This window comes from Mariprofundus ferrinatatus, from assembly GCF_002795825.1.
Classification (GTDB): domain Bacteria; phylum Pseudomonadota; class Zetaproteobacteria; order Mariprofundales; family Mariprofundaceae; genus Mariprofundus; species Mariprofundus ferrinatatus.
Genome location: NZ_CP018800.1, coordinates 1,897,432 through 1,915,000 on the forward strand (window position 1 = coordinate 1,897,432; position 17,569 = coordinate 1,915,000).

Annotated in this window: 18 protein-coding genes, 1 tRNA gene and 2 rRNA genes (1 of these 21 cut by a window edge); 13 read left to right on the forward strand and 8 right to left on the reverse strand. The window is 50.2% G+C overall.

What is annotated here, in order from left to right; all coding sequences use genetic code 11:
* Window positions 1–18: 18 nt before the first annotated feature.
* From Ga0123462_RS09220 to Ga0123462_RS09235, 4 genes are all read left to right on the forward strand, one after another.
* Window positions 19–2,670, forward strand: a complete 2,652-nt coding sequence (locus tag Ga0123462_RS09220) for a hybrid sensor histidine kinase/response regulator (RefSeq protein WP_232726435.1) — start codon at window positions 19–21, stop codon at window positions 2,668–2,670.
* A 90-nt stretch (window positions 2,671–2,760) separates the two neighbouring features.
* The gene (locus Ga0123462_RS09225; protein ID WP_100266028.1) at window positions 2,761–3,111 is read left to right on the forward strand and encodes a DUF1456 family protein; all 351 of its coding nucleotides are present in this window, start codon (window positions 2,761–2,763) and stop codon (window positions 3,109–3,111) included.
* Between the two features lie 108 nt (window positions 3,112–3,219).
* Entirely contained in the window at window positions 3,220–3,963 is a 744-nt protein-coding gene (gene dnaQ, locus Ga0123462_RS09230; protein WP_100266576.1) for a DNA polymerase III subunit epsilon, read from the forward strand.
* A 27-nt stretch (window positions 3,964–3,990) separates the two neighbouring features.
* Window positions 3,991–4,064: transfer RNA gene (locus Ga0123462_RS09235), tRNA-Gly, on the forward strand.
* Window positions 4,065–4,670: 606 nt separating this feature from the next.
* Here Ga0123462_RS09235 and Ga0123462_RS09240 read toward each other — a convergent pair.
* From Ga0123462_RS09240 to Ga0123462_RS09260, 5 genes are all read right to left on the reverse strand, one after another.
* On the reverse strand, window positions 4,671–4,940 hold the full coding sequence (locus tag Ga0123462_RS09240) for a hypothetical protein (protein WP_100266029.1): 270 nt from the start codon (window positions 4,938–4,940) through the stop codon (window positions 4,671–4,673).
* A 94-nt stretch (window positions 4,941–5,034) separates the two neighbouring features.
* Window positions 5,035–5,541, reverse strand: coding sequence for a response regulator (locus Ga0123462_RS09245; protein ID WP_100266030.1), 507 nt, complete (start codon window positions 5,539–5,541; stop codon window positions 5,035–5,037).
* Window positions 5,519–5,779 carry a hypothetical protein gene (locus Ga0123462_RS09250; RefSeq protein ID WP_100266031.1) on the reverse strand — a complete coding sequence of 87 codons (261 nt, stop codon included), beginning with the start codon at window positions 5,777–5,779 and terminating at the stop codon, window positions 5,519–5,521. Before Ga0123462_RS09250 ends, Ga0123462_RS09245 begins: the two co-directional genes overlap by 23 nt.
* 54 nt (window positions 5,780–5,833) lie before the next feature.
* On the reverse strand, window positions 5,834–6,214 hold the full coding sequence (locus Ga0123462_RS09255) for a response regulator transcription factor (RefSeq protein WP_157821325.1): 381 nt from the start codon (window positions 6,212–6,214) through the stop codon (window positions 5,834–5,836).
* On the reverse strand, window positions 6,207–8,069 hold the full coding sequence (locus Ga0123462_RS09260) for a putative bifunctional diguanylate cyclase/phosphodiesterase (RefSeq protein ID WP_198507333.1): 1,863 nt from the start codon (window positions 8,067–8,069) through the stop codon (window positions 6,207–6,209). The genes Ga0123462_RS09255 and Ga0123462_RS09260 overlap by 8 nt, the downstream gene beginning before the upstream one ends.
* A 167-nt stretch (window positions 8,070–8,236) precedes the next feature.
* On the opposite strand from Ga0123462_RS09260, the gene Ga0123462_RS09265 reads away from it, so the two are divergent.
* From Ga0123462_RS09265 to Ga0123462_RS09280, 4 genes are read left to right on the forward strand one after another with little or no spacing between them, the layout of a single operon-like run.
* Window positions 8,237–8,842 carry a response regulator gene (locus Ga0123462_RS09265; protein WP_100266034.1) on the forward strand — a complete coding sequence of 202 codons (606 nt, stop codon included), beginning with the start codon at window positions 8,237–8,239 and terminating at the stop codon, window positions 8,840–8,842.
* Window positions 8,839–9,342 (forward strand): PAS domain-containing protein, encoded by a 504-nt coding sequence (locus Ga0123462_RS09270; protein WP_100266035.1) that lies wholly within the window; start codon window positions 8,839–8,841, stop codon window positions 9,340–9,342. Before Ga0123462_RS09265 ends, Ga0123462_RS09270 begins: the two co-directional genes overlap by 4 nt.
* 33 nt (window positions 9,343–9,375) lie before the next feature.
* The gene (locus tag Ga0123462_RS09275) at window positions 9,376–10,782 is read left to right on the forward strand and encodes a PAS domain-containing sensor histidine kinase (RefSeq protein WP_100266036.1); all 1,407 of its coding nucleotides are present in this window, start codon (window positions 9,376–9,378) and stop codon (window positions 10,780–10,782) included.
* The gene (locus tag Ga0123462_RS09280) at window positions 10,775–11,392 is read left to right on the forward strand and encodes a cysteine hydrolase family protein (protein ID WP_100266037.1); all 618 of its coding nucleotides are present in this window, start codon (window positions 10,775–10,777) and stop codon (window positions 11,390–11,392) included. The genes Ga0123462_RS09275 and Ga0123462_RS09280 overlap by 8 nt, the downstream gene beginning before the upstream one ends.
* Window positions 11,393–11,665: 273 nt before the next feature.
* Here the strand turns inward: Ga0123462_RS09280 and Ga0123462_RS09285 are convergent, their stop codons facing one another.
* Window positions 11,666–12,238 (reverse strand): hypothetical protein, encoded by a 573-nt coding sequence (locus Ga0123462_RS09285; RefSeq protein ID WP_100266038.1) that lies wholly within the window; start codon window positions 12,236–12,238, stop codon window positions 11,666–11,668.
* A 609-nt stretch (window positions 12,239–12,847) separates the two neighbouring features.
* Between Ga0123462_RS09285 and Ga0123462_RS09290 the strand changes: the two genes are divergently transcribed.
* The 5 genes from Ga0123462_RS09290 to Ga0123462_RS09310 are packed head-to-tail and all read left to right on the forward strand — an operon-like array spanning window position 12,848 to window position 15,469.
* On the forward strand, window positions 12,848–13,489 hold the full coding sequence (locus Ga0123462_RS09290; protein WP_100266039.1) for an ATP-binding cassette domain-containing protein: 642 nt from the start codon (window positions 12,848–12,850) through the stop codon (window positions 13,487–13,489).
* Window positions 13,482–14,261, forward strand: a complete 780-nt coding sequence (locus Ga0123462_RS09295) for a hypothetical protein (protein WP_100266040.1) — start codon at window positions 13,482–13,484, stop codon at window positions 14,259–14,261. Before Ga0123462_RS09290 ends, Ga0123462_RS09295 begins: the two co-directional genes overlap by 8 nt.
* Window positions 14,261–14,455, forward strand: coding sequence for a DNA gyrase inhibitor YacG (locus Ga0123462_RS09300; protein WP_100266041.1), 195 nt, complete (start codon window positions 14,261–14,263; stop codon window positions 14,453–14,455). Before Ga0123462_RS09295 ends, Ga0123462_RS09300 begins: the two co-directional genes overlap by 1 nt.
* Complete coding sequence (locus Ga0123462_RS09305) at window positions 14,448–14,897, forward strand: hypothetical protein (protein WP_100266042.1); 450 nt, start codon at window positions 14,448–14,450, stop codon at window positions 14,895–14,897. Before Ga0123462_RS09300 ends, Ga0123462_RS09305 begins: the two co-directional genes overlap by 8 nt.
* A complete protein-coding gene (locus tag Ga0123462_RS09310) occupies window positions 14,894–15,469 on the forward strand; it encodes a Maf family protein (RefSeq protein ID WP_100266043.1) in 576 nt (191 codons plus the stop codon). The genes Ga0123462_RS09305 and Ga0123462_RS09310 overlap by 4 nt, the downstream gene beginning before the upstream one ends.
* Before the next feature lie 91 nt (window positions 15,470–15,560).
* Here Ga0123462_RS09310 and rrf read toward each other — a convergent pair.
* Both rrf and Ga0123462_RS09320 read right to left on the reverse strand, forming a co-directional pair.
* A 5S ribosomal RNA gene (rrf, locus tag Ga0123462_RS09315) occupies window positions 15,561–15,675 on the reverse strand.
* Window positions 15,676–15,775: 100 nt separating this feature from the next.
* A 23S ribosomal RNA gene (locus Ga0123462_RS09320) occupies window positions 15,776–17,569 on the reverse strand (it continues 1,154 nt past the right edge of the window).

Below are 17,569 nucleotides of genomic sequence, written 5' to 3' on the forward strand. Positions count from 1 at the left end.
TCCATGCGGAGGGAAGAGATGCAAGAGCACATAATTCCTGTGAAACTTGATTCGATTAGTGAATTAAACTCCCTTCTGTTTGAAGTGATGAACGACGGCGCCTTAATTGTTGACCACCTGGGCATCATTCTGGACTGCAATCCATGTTTTCATAGCCGTCTGGGATACTCCAAAGATGAGGTGGTCGGACTATCCGTGACTGAACTCGACCCCCCTGAGTTCGCCATCAAAGTCCCTTCCCGGCTACAACAGATTCGGGAGAAAGGCAGCACAGTTTTCGAAACGGCCCACTACCGTAAAGATGGCTCCATCATGCCGGTAGAGATGAATGCCAGATTCATTGATATTGGCGGAAAGACCGTGTTCTTCAGTATTGTTCGCGATATTTCAGAGCGCAAACAGCATGAGAAAGCACTTCTCGCCAAGGAACAGGAGCTTGAGTCACTCTTTCAGCATGCATCAGATGGAATTTTTATCGCAGACCTCAATGGATGCTATACAGCTGTGAACAGCACCGGCTGCACCATGCTCGGTTATCAGAAAGATGAGCTGATTGGAAAAAGCATCTCTGATCTGTTGCCTCCGAAAGAGCAGGAGCGTCTTGCGGCCCACAAGAAAAAACTTTTGCAAGGCGAATCAGAGGTCTCTGAGTGGTACCTGCAAAAGAAAGATGGCCACCTCTTCCCCGTAGAGGTCAGCGCCCGGATTCTCAATGATGGCCGCTGGCTCGCTTTTGTCCGCGACATTTCAGAACGCAAGCGAATGGATGTCGCCCTGCAGGAGAAAGAGCGCAAATACAATGCGCTTGTTGAAACATCCACAGATGGATTCTGGGTGGCAGACTCGCAAGGACGCTTTATTGAAGTCAATGACGCCTACCTTGAGCGCTCCGGCTATACCCGTGATGAATTTTTACAGTTGCGCATCCCAGATATTGAAGCTTCGGAGACCAGCGAGGATACCAAGGCCCATATCGAGAAGATCATCCGCGAAGGGCATGACCGTTTTGAGACATGGCACCGGAGCAGAAACGGCACCATCTGGCCTGTTGAGGTTGTAACCACCTTCTACCCCTATAATGGCGGCATGTTTATGGTCTTCTGCGTTGACATAAGTGAGCGGAAACGGGCGCAACAGGAGATCGCTGCCCATCAAAAGGAGCTTGCCAAGCTGTCGCAGGCCCTTCAGCACGCAGGCGAAGGGGTTTTAATCACGGATCAAGACGGGAATATCGAGTACGCCAACAAAGCATTCACCCTCATTACTGGTTATTCTCCTGATGAGGTTGTCGGTCAAAGCACCTCCATTCTTAAAAGCGAGACCCAGGATCCATCCGTATATCGTGATCTCTGGCGAACCATCACAAGCGGAAAAACCTGGGAGGGCAATCTTATTGACCGGCGAAAGGATGGCAGTTTATTCCCGGCCATGCTCTCAATAGCTCCCATCTTTGATGAGGTGAAAGGGATCAGTCACTACGTATCGATTATAAAAGACCTTACCGAATTCAAGCGAATGGAACAACAGCTGCTACAAGCTCAAAAGATGGAGTCCATAGGCACGCTTGTCGGAGGAATTGCCCACGACTTCAACAACATGCTGGCGGCCGTTCAAGGCAACGTCTTTCTTGCCATCAGAAACCTGAATAATCCTGATACTGTCAAAGAAAAACTGCAGTCCATTCACAGCCTGGGAACACGGGCCGGCAACATCGTTAAGCAGCTTCTCACTTTTGCCAAGAAGGATATCGTTGATCTTGAAGTGATAGAGCTAAATTCGGCGATCCATGACGCCTACAAGCTGGCAAGAAGTGTTATTCCAGAAAACATTACCCAGAATATCGAACTGTGTGATGAGCGCCTGAATATCAATGCAGATGCCACCCAGCTTCAGCAGGTCATGATCAACCTCTCCAGCAATGCCCGTGATGCTGTTGAAAACTGCGAGCATCCAGTCATTGAGTGGCGCATGGAAAAATACCAGGCGACACCTGCATTTAAAAAGTTACACCCTGAGAATGATAAAGAGGAGTTTGCCAGAGTTTCAGTAACAGATAACGGATACGGCATAAAAGAGGCTCACCTCAACGCGATTTTTGACCCTTTTTTCACCACCAAGGAGCCGGGGAAAGGAACAGGACTGGGGCTTGCCATGGTCATTGGCTCAATAGAGAGGCTTGGCGGGGTGGTGGAAGTGGAGACGAAACAGGGAGAGGGTTCAGCCTTTAACATCTACCTTCCTCTCGTGCATTCCCCTGTGATTCAGGTGGAGGAGGCTGCGGTGACCCCCGCTTCGGGAAATATGGAAACTATTCTGCTGGCCGATGACGAGGAGAGTCTTCGAACCACAACCTCTGAGGTGCTTCAAGGGCTTGGTTATACTGTTATCGAGGCACGCGATGGCGAAGAGGCGCTCTCCCTTTACCATAAGCACCAAAAAGAGGTCGCTCTGCTTCTCTCTGACATTGTTATGCCCGGCATCGGCGGTGTTGAGCTCGCCCAAAGGCTGCGCAGGATGGACAGTAAGCTCCCGATCATCCTTGCCACAGGATATGATAAAGAGCTGGTCACATCGGGCCAGGCGGCCATAGAAGGCTGTGAAATCCTGACCAAGCCCTACTCTTTCGAGATGCTGAGCACATTAATACGCAGGCTGATTGTTAAGGCGTAAGCTGGCGGGAAGCGCCCCTCTTCTCCACTTCGGAATACCCATTCTATATTTTCCTAGCCTAGCGGGAAGTCAGATGGTTACATTTGCAACATGACCAATAACAGTATCCTCAAGAAGATCACCATCGCCAACAACCTCAAACATTTTGAGATCAAAGAGATATTCGAACTTGGCGGTTTTGAATTCAGCAGCAGCCAGATTAAAGCCTTTATGGCCGGCTCGCAGAACAAAAACTACGAGAAACTATCCGATGAACAGTTCGAAGCTTTTTTAAACGGCTTTATTATCTACTCCCGAGGTCCGGTGGATGAGCCCACACTGCTGCCGCGCACCATCGAAAATTACATCATCGGGCTGATTGAGTCGGGCAATGACGGCGCCATCGACGAGATCCGCTGCCTGATTGAAGATGCCGGGGACGAGATAGGCACAATCGACTGACGCCTGACGAGAGCCACCGGCATGCCAATCCGCCCTACTGTGGCAATCGGCATGCACTGCCAAAGTTCCCTCATTGGCAGAAATAAAAAGCGGGTTATACTGCCCGCCATGCGATTGATCATGCTTGATACGGAAACCACGGGGCTCTCGCCTCTCAACGGTGACCGCATGGTTGAAATCGGTGCGATTGAAGTACTGAATCGCAAAGTACTTTCCGGCGAAAAGCATGTGTTCCACCACTACATCAATCCGGAGCGCAACATCCCTGCCGAAGTGGTTCGCATCCACGGCATCGACAACGCCAAGGTGAAAGACAAACCCACATTCAAAGAGATTGCGCAGGAGTTCCTCAACTTCATTGAGGGTGCCACACTGGTGATCCACAACGCCTCATTCGATCTTGGCTTCATCATGAATGAGTTGCGACTACATGGATTTAAAAACATTCAGAACATGCAGGTGATCGATACGCTCGCCTTTGCCCGCAAGAAACATCCGCATCAGAAAAACAATCTCGATGCACTCTGCGACCGCTACGGTATCGAACGAGGCCACCGTGAGCTGCATGGCGCCCTGCTTGATTCGGAGCTGCTGGCCGAGGTTTATCTGGGCATGACCGGCGGACGCCAGTTCTCTCTGGGCATGGACATGCCTAGCCAGCCTGCATCAAGCTTTGTGCAGCTGCCTGAACAATCGAGAGGCCGCGATGAAAAGGCCGAAACGGCAAACATCATGAAACGCAACAAGTTGCCGATTGCTGATCACGAACTTGAAGCACACCACTCCATGCTTCAGCGCATCCACAAGGAGAGCGGCGGGCAGACAATCTGGCATCTTCCGGAAAGAGCCTGACCACAGACTTATATCAACACATATCACGCGGGTGTAGTTCAATGGCAGAACGGCAGCTTCCCAAGCTGCATACGAGGGTTCGATTCCCTTCACCCGCTCCATCTTTTGTGACACCCTCCGCGACATCCGATGAACAGCGACCCATTAACCGACAACTCCGTTCTAATTTTGCGCGATGCCGCCCGATCCCTTGAGGCAGCAGCCGGGGAGATCGTTCTGCTCATCGGCGAAGTCGGCAGCGGTAAAAGCCTCTGGCTAAAGCGGCTGGCCGGGCTGGCTTCGTCCCCCCCCCAGTTTACTGCAACCATTGCTGGCAAACCGCCCACAGATTATGGCCTAATAATATCCCATAACTCTGGTACTACCTACTTCCAGCCTCCCTATAGTATGCGTTGATAACTCACAGGGATTAAAATAAAAGAAAGGGCTAGCTTGATTATAGAGGGATAATCCCCCCAAGATTCAGCAAACGAGAAGGGTGCCTTTTTGGTATTGCGATGAACTTGTTATTTTTCGATAGTAATGTAATTTATTATAAGCAGGGGGCCACCAAGAGACCCATTGAATTTATTTTTGGTGACCCCCTAATTAAAGGGGAAACAGGCTTAGGAGATGATGGGATATGAAGGTGCCTGTTTCCCCGACCAAAGAGCAACTAAAGGAGAAGGTGACTCATTGGTATCCAGTTCAAATGTGCCTAAATGTGGCTACCCTGCGTCAGCGCCGTCACGTTTCGCCTGATCAAGCCGCTGAATCATTTTTCCATACTCAAATGGACCCGCTTTGAGACTGATGGCTGCCGGATGCTTTGGCATCATGGACTGATTCAGAAATGCGCTGTTTGCCAGGTTCCGATATGCGGCAATAAGAACCACCACTAAGCCAAGCACGGCAAACAGTGAAACCATTCGGCTTACAATAGGGGGCAGTCTGATATCACTAAAGATACTTTCAGTCTTATGATGTTTATCATGCATACGGCTTATGCAATCCTCCTCTTAATGCATTGAAAAAAGGTAATAATCACTTCCGGCATCTCTTTGCTCCGGCATCAACTTGCATTCAGAACCTTCATCCGCTGTTTCGCTTAAGCCTTATTGTTCCTATCAAGTGAACGAGCATTTTTTCTAACCGAGACAGATCAATAGGTTTCTGCAAGTAGTAATAGCTCTCTGCCAAGCACCCAAGACTAACAAGTTCATCTCTCGACATTCCGGTTGCCAGAATAACAGACGCGCCCCACGTGTCTGGCTTAGTCGCATCGAGAACTGAAAAACCGTCCAGAACAGGAAGCTTCATGTCCAGTATTATGATGTCCGGTTGGGTCCTCAATATGTAGCTTGCGCCTGAATAGCCATCAATTCTAAACTCAACATCTATAGGCAACTGCCACGCGCGCACCACCATGCGGATCAGTGATGCAATCTCATGGTCATCCTCGATCACAACCATTTTGATGACATCTTCCCTATCTCGCGACCAGCGTTTCATCATCGGGCTGGTGTTCGCCTCATTATTACCATTGCTGTTCATAGTTTTTTCATCACTTACCAGGTCAATATTTTGTATTAATTTCATCCCCCCTCCTGAACCCTGCCATTACCACTTCATTTGCAGCATTCCCATCCACCCGTTGCATCGACTCGGCTTGTATCCTGCGGCTCATATATGACGTTGATGTGGCCGCTGGCTTAAATCCGCCAACATCTCCAGCGCCCCCCCGGCTGGCGACACTCGCCGTAACAATCTGCCAGTATGCGAAAGACAAAGCAGTTCCAAGCACCAGCACAAAGAGAAGAAACAGCAGCCTCGCCATCAAGCCACCACTTCATGCAGACAAAACTGCATGCTCGCAACTGTATTTCGTTCATCAGATGTCATGAAACAACCTGTGGATCTCTCTTACCAGCCCCATCGGACTGAAGGGCTTGGTGATATAGGCATCCGCACCGGCCTCGAGGCCATTCTTGATATCCTCATTGCGGCAGAGGGCGGAGACAAAAATGATAGCCGGAGGATTAGCCTCCTGTTTTAGCATTCTGCAAACATCGCAACCATCCAGCTCTCCCGGCATCATGATATCGAGCAACACAATATCGTGATGATGCTTGCCGTAGCTGATGATCGCCTCCTCGCCATTGTCTGCTGAATAGAGATCGTATCCGAGTGGAGAAAGCGAGTAGTGGATGAGAGTCCTCACATCAGCCTGATCATCCACAATCAGGATTTTTTTCTTGCCGGCATCAGACATTGGCAGCCACCGAATGCAGCTTGTTGGCGTAACCTTTGGCGAACTCAAGAAGCTCATCTTCTTTAATCGGCTTGCTGATTAAATACCCCTGCAGCTGATCACAGCCATGCGACTTGAGATAAGCAACCTGATGATCGCCCTCGACACCTTCGGCGATTGCTTTCAGGTGCAGCGACTTCGCCAGCCCGATGATGGCATCCGTAATCACCGACTCGCCTTCCCCATCATTGAGCGAATCCACAAAGCTCTTGTCAATTTTGAGCTTATCGAGCGTCTTGAACTTTTTCAGATATGAAAGACTGGAGTAGCCGGTTCCGAAATCGTCGATGGCGATCTTTACACCTAGAGAACCGAGGTCGGACATCACCTGCTCTGCGGCTACCGGATCAGCTACCATGGATGACTCCGTAAATTCGAGCTCAAGCAGAGATGGCGGGAAATGTGTTGTCGCCAGCACCTCCATGACATCGCGGCGAAAATTCTCATTCATCAGCTGCAGAGCGGATACGTTGACAGCGATGGAAAAGGGCACAGTGCCTTCATCAAACCACCTCTTGCCTTTTTTACAGCACTGACGAAGCACCCACATACCAACATCATAGATTGCACCGCTCTGCTCAAGTTCAGACACAAAAATCGCAGGCGAAACATTTTCTCCATTATTGTTCCAGCGGAGAAGCGCTTCGACACCAGTCAGCGTATTGTTATTAATATCCACCTGTGGCTGAAAGACAATATCAAAGTCCATTTGCCTGACGGCATCCCTCAGCTCGTTTCTGAACACTGCCTTCTGAATTTCGGCATGTTTGATCTGCGAATCATAGAATTCAATTCGAGCCCCCGCCCTCTTGCCATGGTCTAGCGCGACAAACGCACATGAAATGATCGATTCACCATCTTTCACCTCGGTTGCACAGCAACACCCTATATCACACCGTGGAAGCACACGGACACCACCAACCAGCCGCTCTGTTTCTACAATCTCGACAACCTTATTAAGGGTGAAATGCAGCGCATCTTCGTCGAAGTAATTAAGCATGATCAGGCCGAACTCATCCTTGGAGAGTCGCGCCAGCTGATCAGAATCAACTAAATCCTCAAGCTCATGTGAAATTGAGCAGATTAACTTATTGGTGGCCGGATCACCATGCATGGAAAAGATTGATTTCAGGTTTTCAATGCGAATAACTGCGACACAGAACCTACCATTCTTAACTGATGATAGCTGTTTAAGAACCCGCTGTTCAAATGAAAACGAATTTTGCAGCGTGGTAACAGGATCGAACTTGGTAAGAAAATCCAGATTGTTTTGCGTCTGGATAGCATCAGTGATATCCGCAGCAATCAACGCATACTTAACGCCATCGCTATCCAGATTTGCAATTTTTGTGATGCTGGAATGGCTGTGGAGTACAAGTCCGGTGCAATCGAGAAGATCAAGCTGGCCTGTCCAGTGATCATTGGTATACAGCCACACCTTGATTTTTTCAGCCTGTTGCTCATCCGAAACAATTGTCTCGAATGTAATCATCCCGTCGCATGCAAATTTATTTTTTGAAGCGCTGTTATAAAAGCTCGAGCACCAACCGTCATCAAATACAATCAGCATCTCGCTACTGCACTCAAAAACATGATGAGAGATCAGCATATTCCTCTCATCTTCCCGCAACGCATTGGCCATGCTCAGAACCGGTCTGATCTCCGACATATACACCACAGGAGTCAGCAACAACGACAGAACAATCGCATCAAGCACGGCGGCCTCGATGAAACTCAAGCTCTCTTGATATGCATCCAGATAGAGCATAATGAAAAACTCTGCAATGCTCAGGGCCAGAAGCAGAATCAATGCCATTCTCCACGCTGAGTATTTTATTCGCTTATGCACTAGACCTCCGGTTGGTTTCATATTTACCGATTTGCGCATTTCTTTCATTTCTAGCGCCATAAGTCAACACATTTCCATTCAGGGAAACAGATACCTCTATTTGATAAATGTGATATACCTGATAGTATCCAGCTATGGATAAGCAAAAGGATTACTTCACAACCATTCAGGCATCCCGCCTGCTCAATGTCTCGGTTCGCACCATTCAGCTCTGGTGCGACTCCGGCGAGCTTAAAGCCTGGGTCTCTCCCGGCGGGCACAGGCGCATCCAAAGAGACTCGGTCATGAGTCTTCTGCAGATACGCCTGGACGGTGGGAACAACAGCATAAATACGTCAAGCAGGTCGATCCTGATCGTTGAGGATGATCCGGACACCACCATGCTCTATCGCATGCAGATAAAAAAGTGGCAGCTCCCTCTTGATGTGAGATATGTCGCCGACGGCTATAAGGCCTTGATCGAAATTGGTAAAAGCCCTCCCGACCTGCTTATCACCGACCTTTACATGCCCAATATCGATGGCTTCAAAATGCTTGAAACGCTCGAGCAGGGCGACATGCGTATTCCGGCAATTGCAGTTACCGGCGCATCGGCCGAAGACCTCGAAAAGATACAGGCTGAGCATGAAGACCTCCTCGTGCTGACAAAACCGATCGACTTCAACCTTTTGCGCAGACTCATCTCAACCCTGCTCGATCTTCGCAATGCGGCCAGAAACCAGGAGCAGGAAACCGCGTGAGCGCCGCAACGCAAGACGAACTGCTAATTCAGCGGCAGTACCGCCTGCTCGAAAAGCTCAATGAGAGCAACCGGAAGTACGACAGACTTATCATGAGCCTCGCCAGCGTTGTTTTTGAAACTGATGCAGAAGGCAACTGGACATTCCTCAACCCGGCATGGGAGACGATCACCGGCTTCTCCGTAGCCGAGTCGCTCGGTAAGAACTTCCTCTACTTCATCTACCCCGACGATCGGGAAAAAGTCATGCGAGAGAGCACGGAAATGCGTGAGCTGAAAGACGATTCGTTTCGTTCACAGTTTCGTTATATCCACAAAACAAACCAGTACATCTGGGTCGAAGTTGATGCAAACACGCTGTTTGACAACCTGGGAAACATGGCCGGAACAGCCGGCACCCTGGTAAACATCCAGCAACAGGTCGAGGCCATGCACGCCTTGCAGGAAAAAGATCGCCACCTTCAGGCTGCCCATACAGCGCTCGAGACAAGCGAGCGCTGACTCAAGTTTGCCCTTGAAGGTGCCAACGAAGGCGTGTGGGACTGGAACATTCAGACCGGCGAGGTTTATTTCTCACCCAGGTGGATTGAAATGCTCGGCTACGCCCCGGGTGAGATCGCCCCGCATGTCAGCTCGTGGGAGTACCTCGTTCACCCGGACGACATGCCTGAAGTGATGCAGGTACTCCAACAACACCTGGATGGCAAGATAGATTCATATGAAACCACGCACAGGGTTAAAAACAAAGAGGGCGAGTGGCAATGGATCCAAGACAGGGGAAAAATCGTCGAGTATGACAACAATGGCTCCCCCCTGAGGGCAGTGGGAACCCATCTGGACGTATCTGGTAGAATCAAAACTGAACAGAGCCTTGCCAAGCGTACAGATCAGCTGGAAAGAGCCAACCTGGAACTCGATGAAATCCTGAACATCAGCCCGGTGGGGTTCATGTCCTTTGGAGCGAACAACATATCAACCTTTTATACCCCGCGCTTTGCCGCGCTGGTTAACATCAATGATAAAATCCTTGGCATCAGCATCGGCAAGGCAAAACAGCACATTATCGACAACAACAAACTGCTGCCTGCAAGGCCTGAACAGGACACCAATGAGTTTATCATTTACAACAGAGAAGCCGACAAGGTTATCAAGATAAGAACAACCAGCTCGGGCTCGCAAAGCCAACCTGCACAGCTAATGGCCGCGATCGATATTACGCAGGAACACAACCTGGACAGAATGAAGACCTATTTCATGTCCGCCGCATCACACGAACTTCGTACGCCGCTCTCCAGCGTATGCGGCTTTAGCGAACTACTGCTGGAGAGTGCAGATTTATTCTCCAGAGATGAGCAAAAGGAGATGCTGAGAAGCATCTACACTCAGGCCATGTCACTATCGGCGATCGTCACACAGCTTCTGGATGTCTCGCGAATCGAGTCCGGTCTAAAGCCAACCCCCCATCCTGAAACATTCGACCTCTCGAAACATATCGCACAGCTGATCTCCGCCTTCACCCCGAGGGAGAGAAACCATTCCATCGAATACGCGTGTGGCGAAGCGTGCGAAATCAACTCGGACCCCGAGTTCATTAACAGGATTATAACAAACCTGCTCAGTAACGCCTGCAAATATTCGGAGCATGGATTGACAGTTGAGATTGCGTTAAAGCGGCAGCAGCTCAAAGAGAGGGATGGCTACGCAATAAGAATCACGGATCATGGCATTGGCATGGCGAAGGAAGACCGTGAAAAGGTGTTTGACAAATTCTTCCGCGCCGACAAATCCAGAAAGGTTCAAGGCATGGGACTGGGCCTGCATATCACCAGGCAGCTGACTGATGCGCTTCAAGGCTTTGTCTGCCTTGATGCAGGAGAGGATGGCGGAACCGTGGCGCATATCTGGCTACCGGAAGAGATAGAGGAGAAAAGCGATGCATAAAATAAAACCTTCTAACAGCGCACTCATTCTGATCGGCTACCAGAATGACTACTTTTCCGAGGATGGCATTCTTCGCAAGGTCATTGAAGAGTCAGACATCAGCAACAATGCCTTACAAAATTCGCTGGCGTTCATACGTTCGCAACTCGATACCGGGCTATTGATGATTCATACGCCGATTGTATTCACAAAAGATTACTCCGAGCTGGTGGAGCCGGTTGGCATCCTCGCCGCCATCAAGCAGTTCAAGGCCTTTCAGGCAGGGGAAATAGGTTGTAAGACAATCCCTGAAATCAAGCAGTTCGACACCCGAATTCAAGAAATTCCGGGGAAACGGGGGCTGAATGCCTTCTCCAATACAGACCTTGAGAAAACCCTGAACGAGAAGGGTATTCGAAATATCATTCTGGCTGGCGCAGTCACCTCGATCTGTATCGACTCAACCGGGCGGGCTGCATTCGAGCACGGTTACAATGTCATTGTTCTTGAAGACTGCACCTGCGGCAGAACCAACACTGAGCAGGACTTCTTCTGCAAAGAGATCTTCCCGCTATATGCAACTGTCATGAACATCCAGGAGCTTGGCAAGGCCTTGAAAGCCAATATATAAACCCGGTAACGACCCAAAATGACAAATTAACCGCGGCCGCTGGATCGGCAGCCTTGGGCTATGCAGGGCAACTTTTTCTTTGTGAAGAAGAACGACTCCCGGGGAATTCAAGGCACATAATTATGCCGGCGGGATGCTGATGGTATCCCTCGCCCTCGAGCGGATCGCGAGTAACTACTGATCATTCATGGATAAAGCCACGGCGCTAAACTGCTGCTTGTCTGCATTCTCTGACTGAGCCTGATCACCTGCGCCGTGTTTCTGCTTGATTGGCTAATAACTGCCTAACTGCGCCTCTATTTCGTCAAGAAAGTGTTTTCCACAATCAGGGCAGAGCCCATTGGCAATCTGAGGAATTCCGTCTCTGCAAAACAAGTCATCCTTAGATAGTGCCTCCTCAATTTCAATCCACTCATGACAATCCAATTCGATTTTCTTGCAAATACTGCAGATAAAAACGACCTCATTATTTCGCGGCAGGGAGCAATCGAGCATTGAGACAGGCTCTCGATGCTCCGATTTAATGATGCAACTTGTAAACAAAATGTCCTGCTTATCTAATGGGGAAATTTTCATTTCAAGCAACCGCCGGACCGATGGACTGTCGCAGCGGAACTTATAAACAAATGCTTTCTCCGAACTCCGAACCCTCAGCAAAATATTCAAATAAAGGTTTTTAACCATCTCGCCATCAATAAATGTAAATAAAGGCTTATCCAAAACCTTCGACTTATTCGCCAGCAAAGAGTTGCATGAATTTGCAAAATCCAACCAGGCATCATTTACGTGCTTGATAATATTATTCTTATCAATGGTCAGTTCGAAAACATCGCCATCACTAGCCATCAATAACCTCCAATAAAATAAGCAACTTCGAAATTAAAACGACACTTATTGATCACCAATATACATAAAATAAGGTTGGGGCACAGCTTGTTTTTCGATATAACACCGCCCAATATTTAGTTTTTTGGCAGAGCCATCAGCTCTCTGGACCGACCAGATTTGCAGTATGATGACAGGCTAAGGGTCCGGTTTCTAAGCCTAAGGCGCTAAATAAGGCTGTTCGGTATACGTTTGCCCGTAAATATCCCTATTGTGTAATCTGACTAATGATATGAGCGAAGTTGGTAGATCTAAGGCCGCCCCGATATTGCAGGATAATGCCGCATAGAGTCTAATTTATAGCTTACGTGCGCCTCAGAAAAAGAATGGATTTATTAACTAATTGTTGGCCGAGCTTAAATTTAGTCTGGTAGGATTTGTCTTAAAAGCATTCCTGTTATATGGGTAGTATAGTCCTGAAATAACACTTTGAAATTAAATCACAGTTTTATGCGCCTTTATACCCCGCATGGTTTATTGAGTTTCAAATGTACCTAGTAATTTATGTTAAGATAAACGTTCGATTCCCTTCACCCGCTCCAACTTTTGTGACACCCTCCGCGACACCCGATGAACAGCGACCCATTAACCGACAACTCCGTTCTGATTTTGCGCGATGCCGCCCGATCCCTTGAGGCAGCAGCCGGGGAGATCGTTCTGCTCATCGGCGAAGTCGGCAGCGGTAAAAGCCTCTGGCTAAAGCGGCTGGCCGGGCTGGCTTCGTTTCCCCCCCAGTTTACTGCAACCATTGCTGGCAAACCGCCCGGAAAAGAGATCGGTGCCGTACAGATGCTGTTTGATCATCAGCCACCGCTCTGGCTTGGACAAAATATTGGAGAAGAGCTCAGCTTCGGGCTGAAGGCCATGCCCTCCCGGCATGATTTGGCAACTGCACTTGCCACATGGGGGGTTGCAGATCTTGAGTCCGACAGAGATGTGGCAACACTGAATCGCCTGCAGTCAGTGCGCCTCAGGCTTGCCGCCATGGAGCTTTCCGGTCCTGTAATCGCCCTGCTGGACAACCCCAGCGATGCCCTTCCTGAAGCGGACGCGGTTACTCTTCGTGACGATATAGCAGCCTGGGTAAAACGATCCAATACAACCGTAGTCGTTGCCAGTAATCGCTGGCATGATTGGCAGCCTGCAGCCACGCAACTCTGGCGCGTTACTGCTGCAGATTTTCTGCCAAACCGGGAGGGCAGGCATGAGTGATACGGTTCAATTCTCATTCCCTCTGAGCTCGCGCATGCGCTCGTTTATCGAGCTGCGGGATGGTTTGGCCTGCCTTGAATCGGCACATGGCGCGCATGATGGTCCATCATGGCTTCACGCCGCATGCGATCTTCGCACCTCTCTGATTGGCGACCACGGCCGCAAGCCTGTTGTGCCTGAGGTGATCGCTCTTCTTCAGGATGTCGAGACCTATCTGAACGGATTGAGCAAGGGTGCACCCCACTACCAGGATCACATTCGCAAGGCATGTGACAATATTCAACATCATATTGAACAGTTAATGCCGGGCGTACCAGACGCGGCTCGAATCCTTGAGAACGACGCACTGCTGGGCGCCTATCTGAATACACAGAAGAAACATGACTGGTTGGGGCACAAGCTCTGCCTGCATCAGAGCATCAAGGCAATTTGGAACCATTCGGAAGAGCGTACGCTTCCACTGCACCGAGCACTCGTTCCGCTCTGCAATGCCGTGGATACTCTGGATGGTATGCTTAACGATTTTGTCAGCTGGAAAAAAGAGGTCGCGATCGGCGGCAGCGGTCACATCACACCGGACAGAAAAGCGCCTTGTGGCCTGCTTGTGATCGCCCTTCCTGAGGAGGCCGTAGCAGACGGCATTATTCCGGATATTTCAGGCAACCGCCTGGCCATCCGGGTTCGTTTCCAGCAGTGGTTACCCGGAGAGAAAACCATCGACTATAAAAAGGATCAGCCCTACTCAATGATGCTGATTCCGATTGGTGGGTGATGCAGCTGAAAAGTGTAAACGACTCCCGTTTTCGCTGCCCCAACTGTAAAAAAGCGGTTGAGCGCGACAACGACAATTTCCCTTTCTGCTGCGACCGCTGCCGTATTATTGATCTAGGACGCTGGGCGACAGGTGACTACCGCATCGCGGGCGATCCTGCGCCAATCCCTGACGACTCTGAGGATTATGGCTGACACGGAGCGCCCGGTATTCTCGCCTCTGATAAGTTACGTAGCGATCAGCTGCGCTCTGTTGATTCCGGTAATCGTCTGGCCGCTACAGGGAATGGGAGATGGCTCGCTTGAATTTGAAGCTGTCTGGCTGGTTACGGCCAGCGTGTTGCTGGTATGCGCCGTAACTGCCGATTCTATTCTCTACCACCAGCCCGACTCCCTCTGGCCCTATTTTGCTACGGCGTGGATTTTAAGCACTTCGTTTTTCGTCTCCCTTGCGTTGCGCGCGGAAACCGGCATCTACATTCTAGCTTCAATGTTTAGCCTGCATGCGGTGCGCTCGGGTTACCGGTTATGGCATGATGGTAATGACTGGTGGCTATGGCCATCCTGCATCCGTGATGCTGTTGCTGCGCTCACTATCTTCGGCTGGATTATCTTCTTTTCACGGACCCCGTATTGAAGAAGTTAATCCTTGCCTCCACCTCTCCCTACCGGAAAACCCTGCTTGAGAGGCTTGGCATTCCCTTTAAGCAGGTAGATCCGCTGTTCGAAGAGGCAGCGCCTGGTTCGATGCCGCCGGAACAGCTGGTGCTGCATAACACGACTGGAAAAGCTTCCAGTGTCCTAGCTCGCTATCCGGATGCCACAATTATCGCCTCCGACCAGCTTGCAGTTTGCGGTGATATGGTGCTCGGGAAGCCGGGAAGCAAAGCGCAGGCATGCGCACAGCTGGCCAGCCTGTCGGGCAAGCGCGTCACATTCCTGACCGGTCTCGCCCTATTCAGTGAGAAGGATAAACGCTGTGAGGTTATCCCCTTCGAAGTTTTCTTCCGGGATCTCAGCACAATTGAGATAGAAAACTATGTAGAACGGGAAAATCCGGTCGATTGTGCAGGCAGCTTCAAGTCGGAGGGGCTTGGAATTGCCCTGTTCGATCGCATGCAAGGGGATGATCCAACTGCCCTGATCGGACTGCCATTGATCCGTCTCTCGCAGTGGCTGAAACCGCTGCAACAGGAAACAGCGGCATAAAAAAACCCGCCGGAGATTGCTCTAAACGGCGGGCTTAAATAATAAAAGCCCCTTTGGAGCGTTAGCTCAACAAAGGGGCTTTGTATTAAATTCCTGGCATCGACCTACTCTCCCATGGGGAACCCCACAGTACCATCGGCGCAAAAGAGCTTAGCTTCTGAGTTCGGGATGGGATCAGGCGTTTCCTCTTTGCTATGGACACCAGGAAACTGGTGGATTGAACCGGACTTTTCTTACAAAGAGGGTTCAATCAATAGCTAGTATTTTGTATTGATAATCAGAGACAATCCAATGTCTTAACGTTGCATGGTCAAGCCACACGGGCAATTAGTACTGGTCAGCTCCAAGTGTTGCCACTCTTCCACACCCAGCCTATCAACGTTGTAGTCTTCAACGGCCCTTTAGGGAGCTTAAAGCTCCGGGAGAATTAATCTTGAGGCCGGCTTCCCGCTTAGATGCCTTCAGCGGTTATCCGTTCCAAACGTAGCTACCCTGCAATGCTCTTGGCAGAACAACAGGAACACCAGAGGTTTGTCCATCCCGGTCCTCTCGTACTAAGGACAGATCCTCTCAATTCTCCAACGCCCACGGTAGATAGGGACCGAACTGTCTCACGACGTTCTAAACCCAGCTCACGTACCACTTTAATCGGCGAACAGCCGAACCCTTGGGACCTGCTCCAGCCCCAGGATGTGATGAGCCGACATCGAGGTGCCAAACTCCCCCGTCGATATGAACTCTTGGGGGGAATCAGCCTGTTATCCCCGGCGTACCTTTTATCCGTTGAGCGATGGCTCTTCCACTCGAAACCACCGGATCACTAGAACCGACTTTCGTCCCTGCTCGACTTGTCAGTCTCGCAGTCAGTCACACTTATACTCTTGCGCTCAATGGCTGATTTCCGACCAGCCTGAGTGTAACTTCGCGCGCCTCCGTTACTCTTTAGGAGGCGACCGCCCCAGTCAAACTACCCACCAGACAATGTCCCAGACCCGGATAACGGGCCTTGGTTAGAACCCAAGCATATTCAGGGTGGTATCTCAAAGGTGGCTCCCCTACGACTGGCGTCGCAGGTTCAAAGCCTCCCACCTATTCTGCACAAAATATACCTAGATCCAATGTCAAGCTGTAGTAAAGGTGCACGGGGTCTTTCCGTCTAGCCGCGGGAATGCTGCATCTTCACAGCAAGTTCAATTTCGCTGAGTCTCTGGTTGAGACAGTGGGGAAGTCGTTACGCCATTCGTGCAGGTCGGAACTTACCCGACAAGGAATTTCGCTACCTTAGGACCGTTATAGTTACGGCCGCCGTTTACTGGGGCTTCGATTCAGAGCTTCGCCTTGCGGCTAACCCCACCTCTTAACCTTCCAGCACCGGGCAGGCGTCACACCCTATACATCGCCTTACGGCTTAGCAGAGTGCTGTGTTTTTAGTAAACAGTCGCTACCCCCTGGTCACTGCAACCCTCTTCTGCTTCACGAGCGAATCGCTACACATACAAAGGGCACCCCTTCTCCCGAAGTTACGGGGCCAATTTGCCGAGTTCCTTAACCAGAGTTATCTCAAGCACCTTAGGCTTCTCGCCTCGCCTACCTGTGTCGGTTTACGGTACGGTCGACTTTAGACTGAAGCTTAGAAGATTTTCTTGGAAGCATAGGATCACTGACTTCGCTCGAACCGAAGTAAGAGCACGTCATCACATCTCAGCGTTAAAGAGAGTCCGGATTTGCCAAAACTCTCCGCCTACATGCTTGAACCGGGACAACCAACGCCCGGATCAGCTACCTTTCTCCGTCCCTCCATCGCATCTAAAGTCGGTACAGGAATATTAACCTGTTTCCCATCGACTACGCATTTCTGCCTCGCCTTAGGGGCCGACTAACCCTGCCCTGATTAGCATGGTGCAGGAAACCTTGGGCTTTCGGTGAACGGGTTTTTCACCCGTTTTATCGCTACTTATGCCAACATTCTCACTTCTGATACCTCCACCACTCCTTACAGTATGGCTTCGCAGGCTTACAGAACGCTCTCCTACCGTGCAGTAAACTGCACCCGTAGCTTCGGTGGTATGTTTGAGCCCCGTTATATCTTCCGCGCAGACC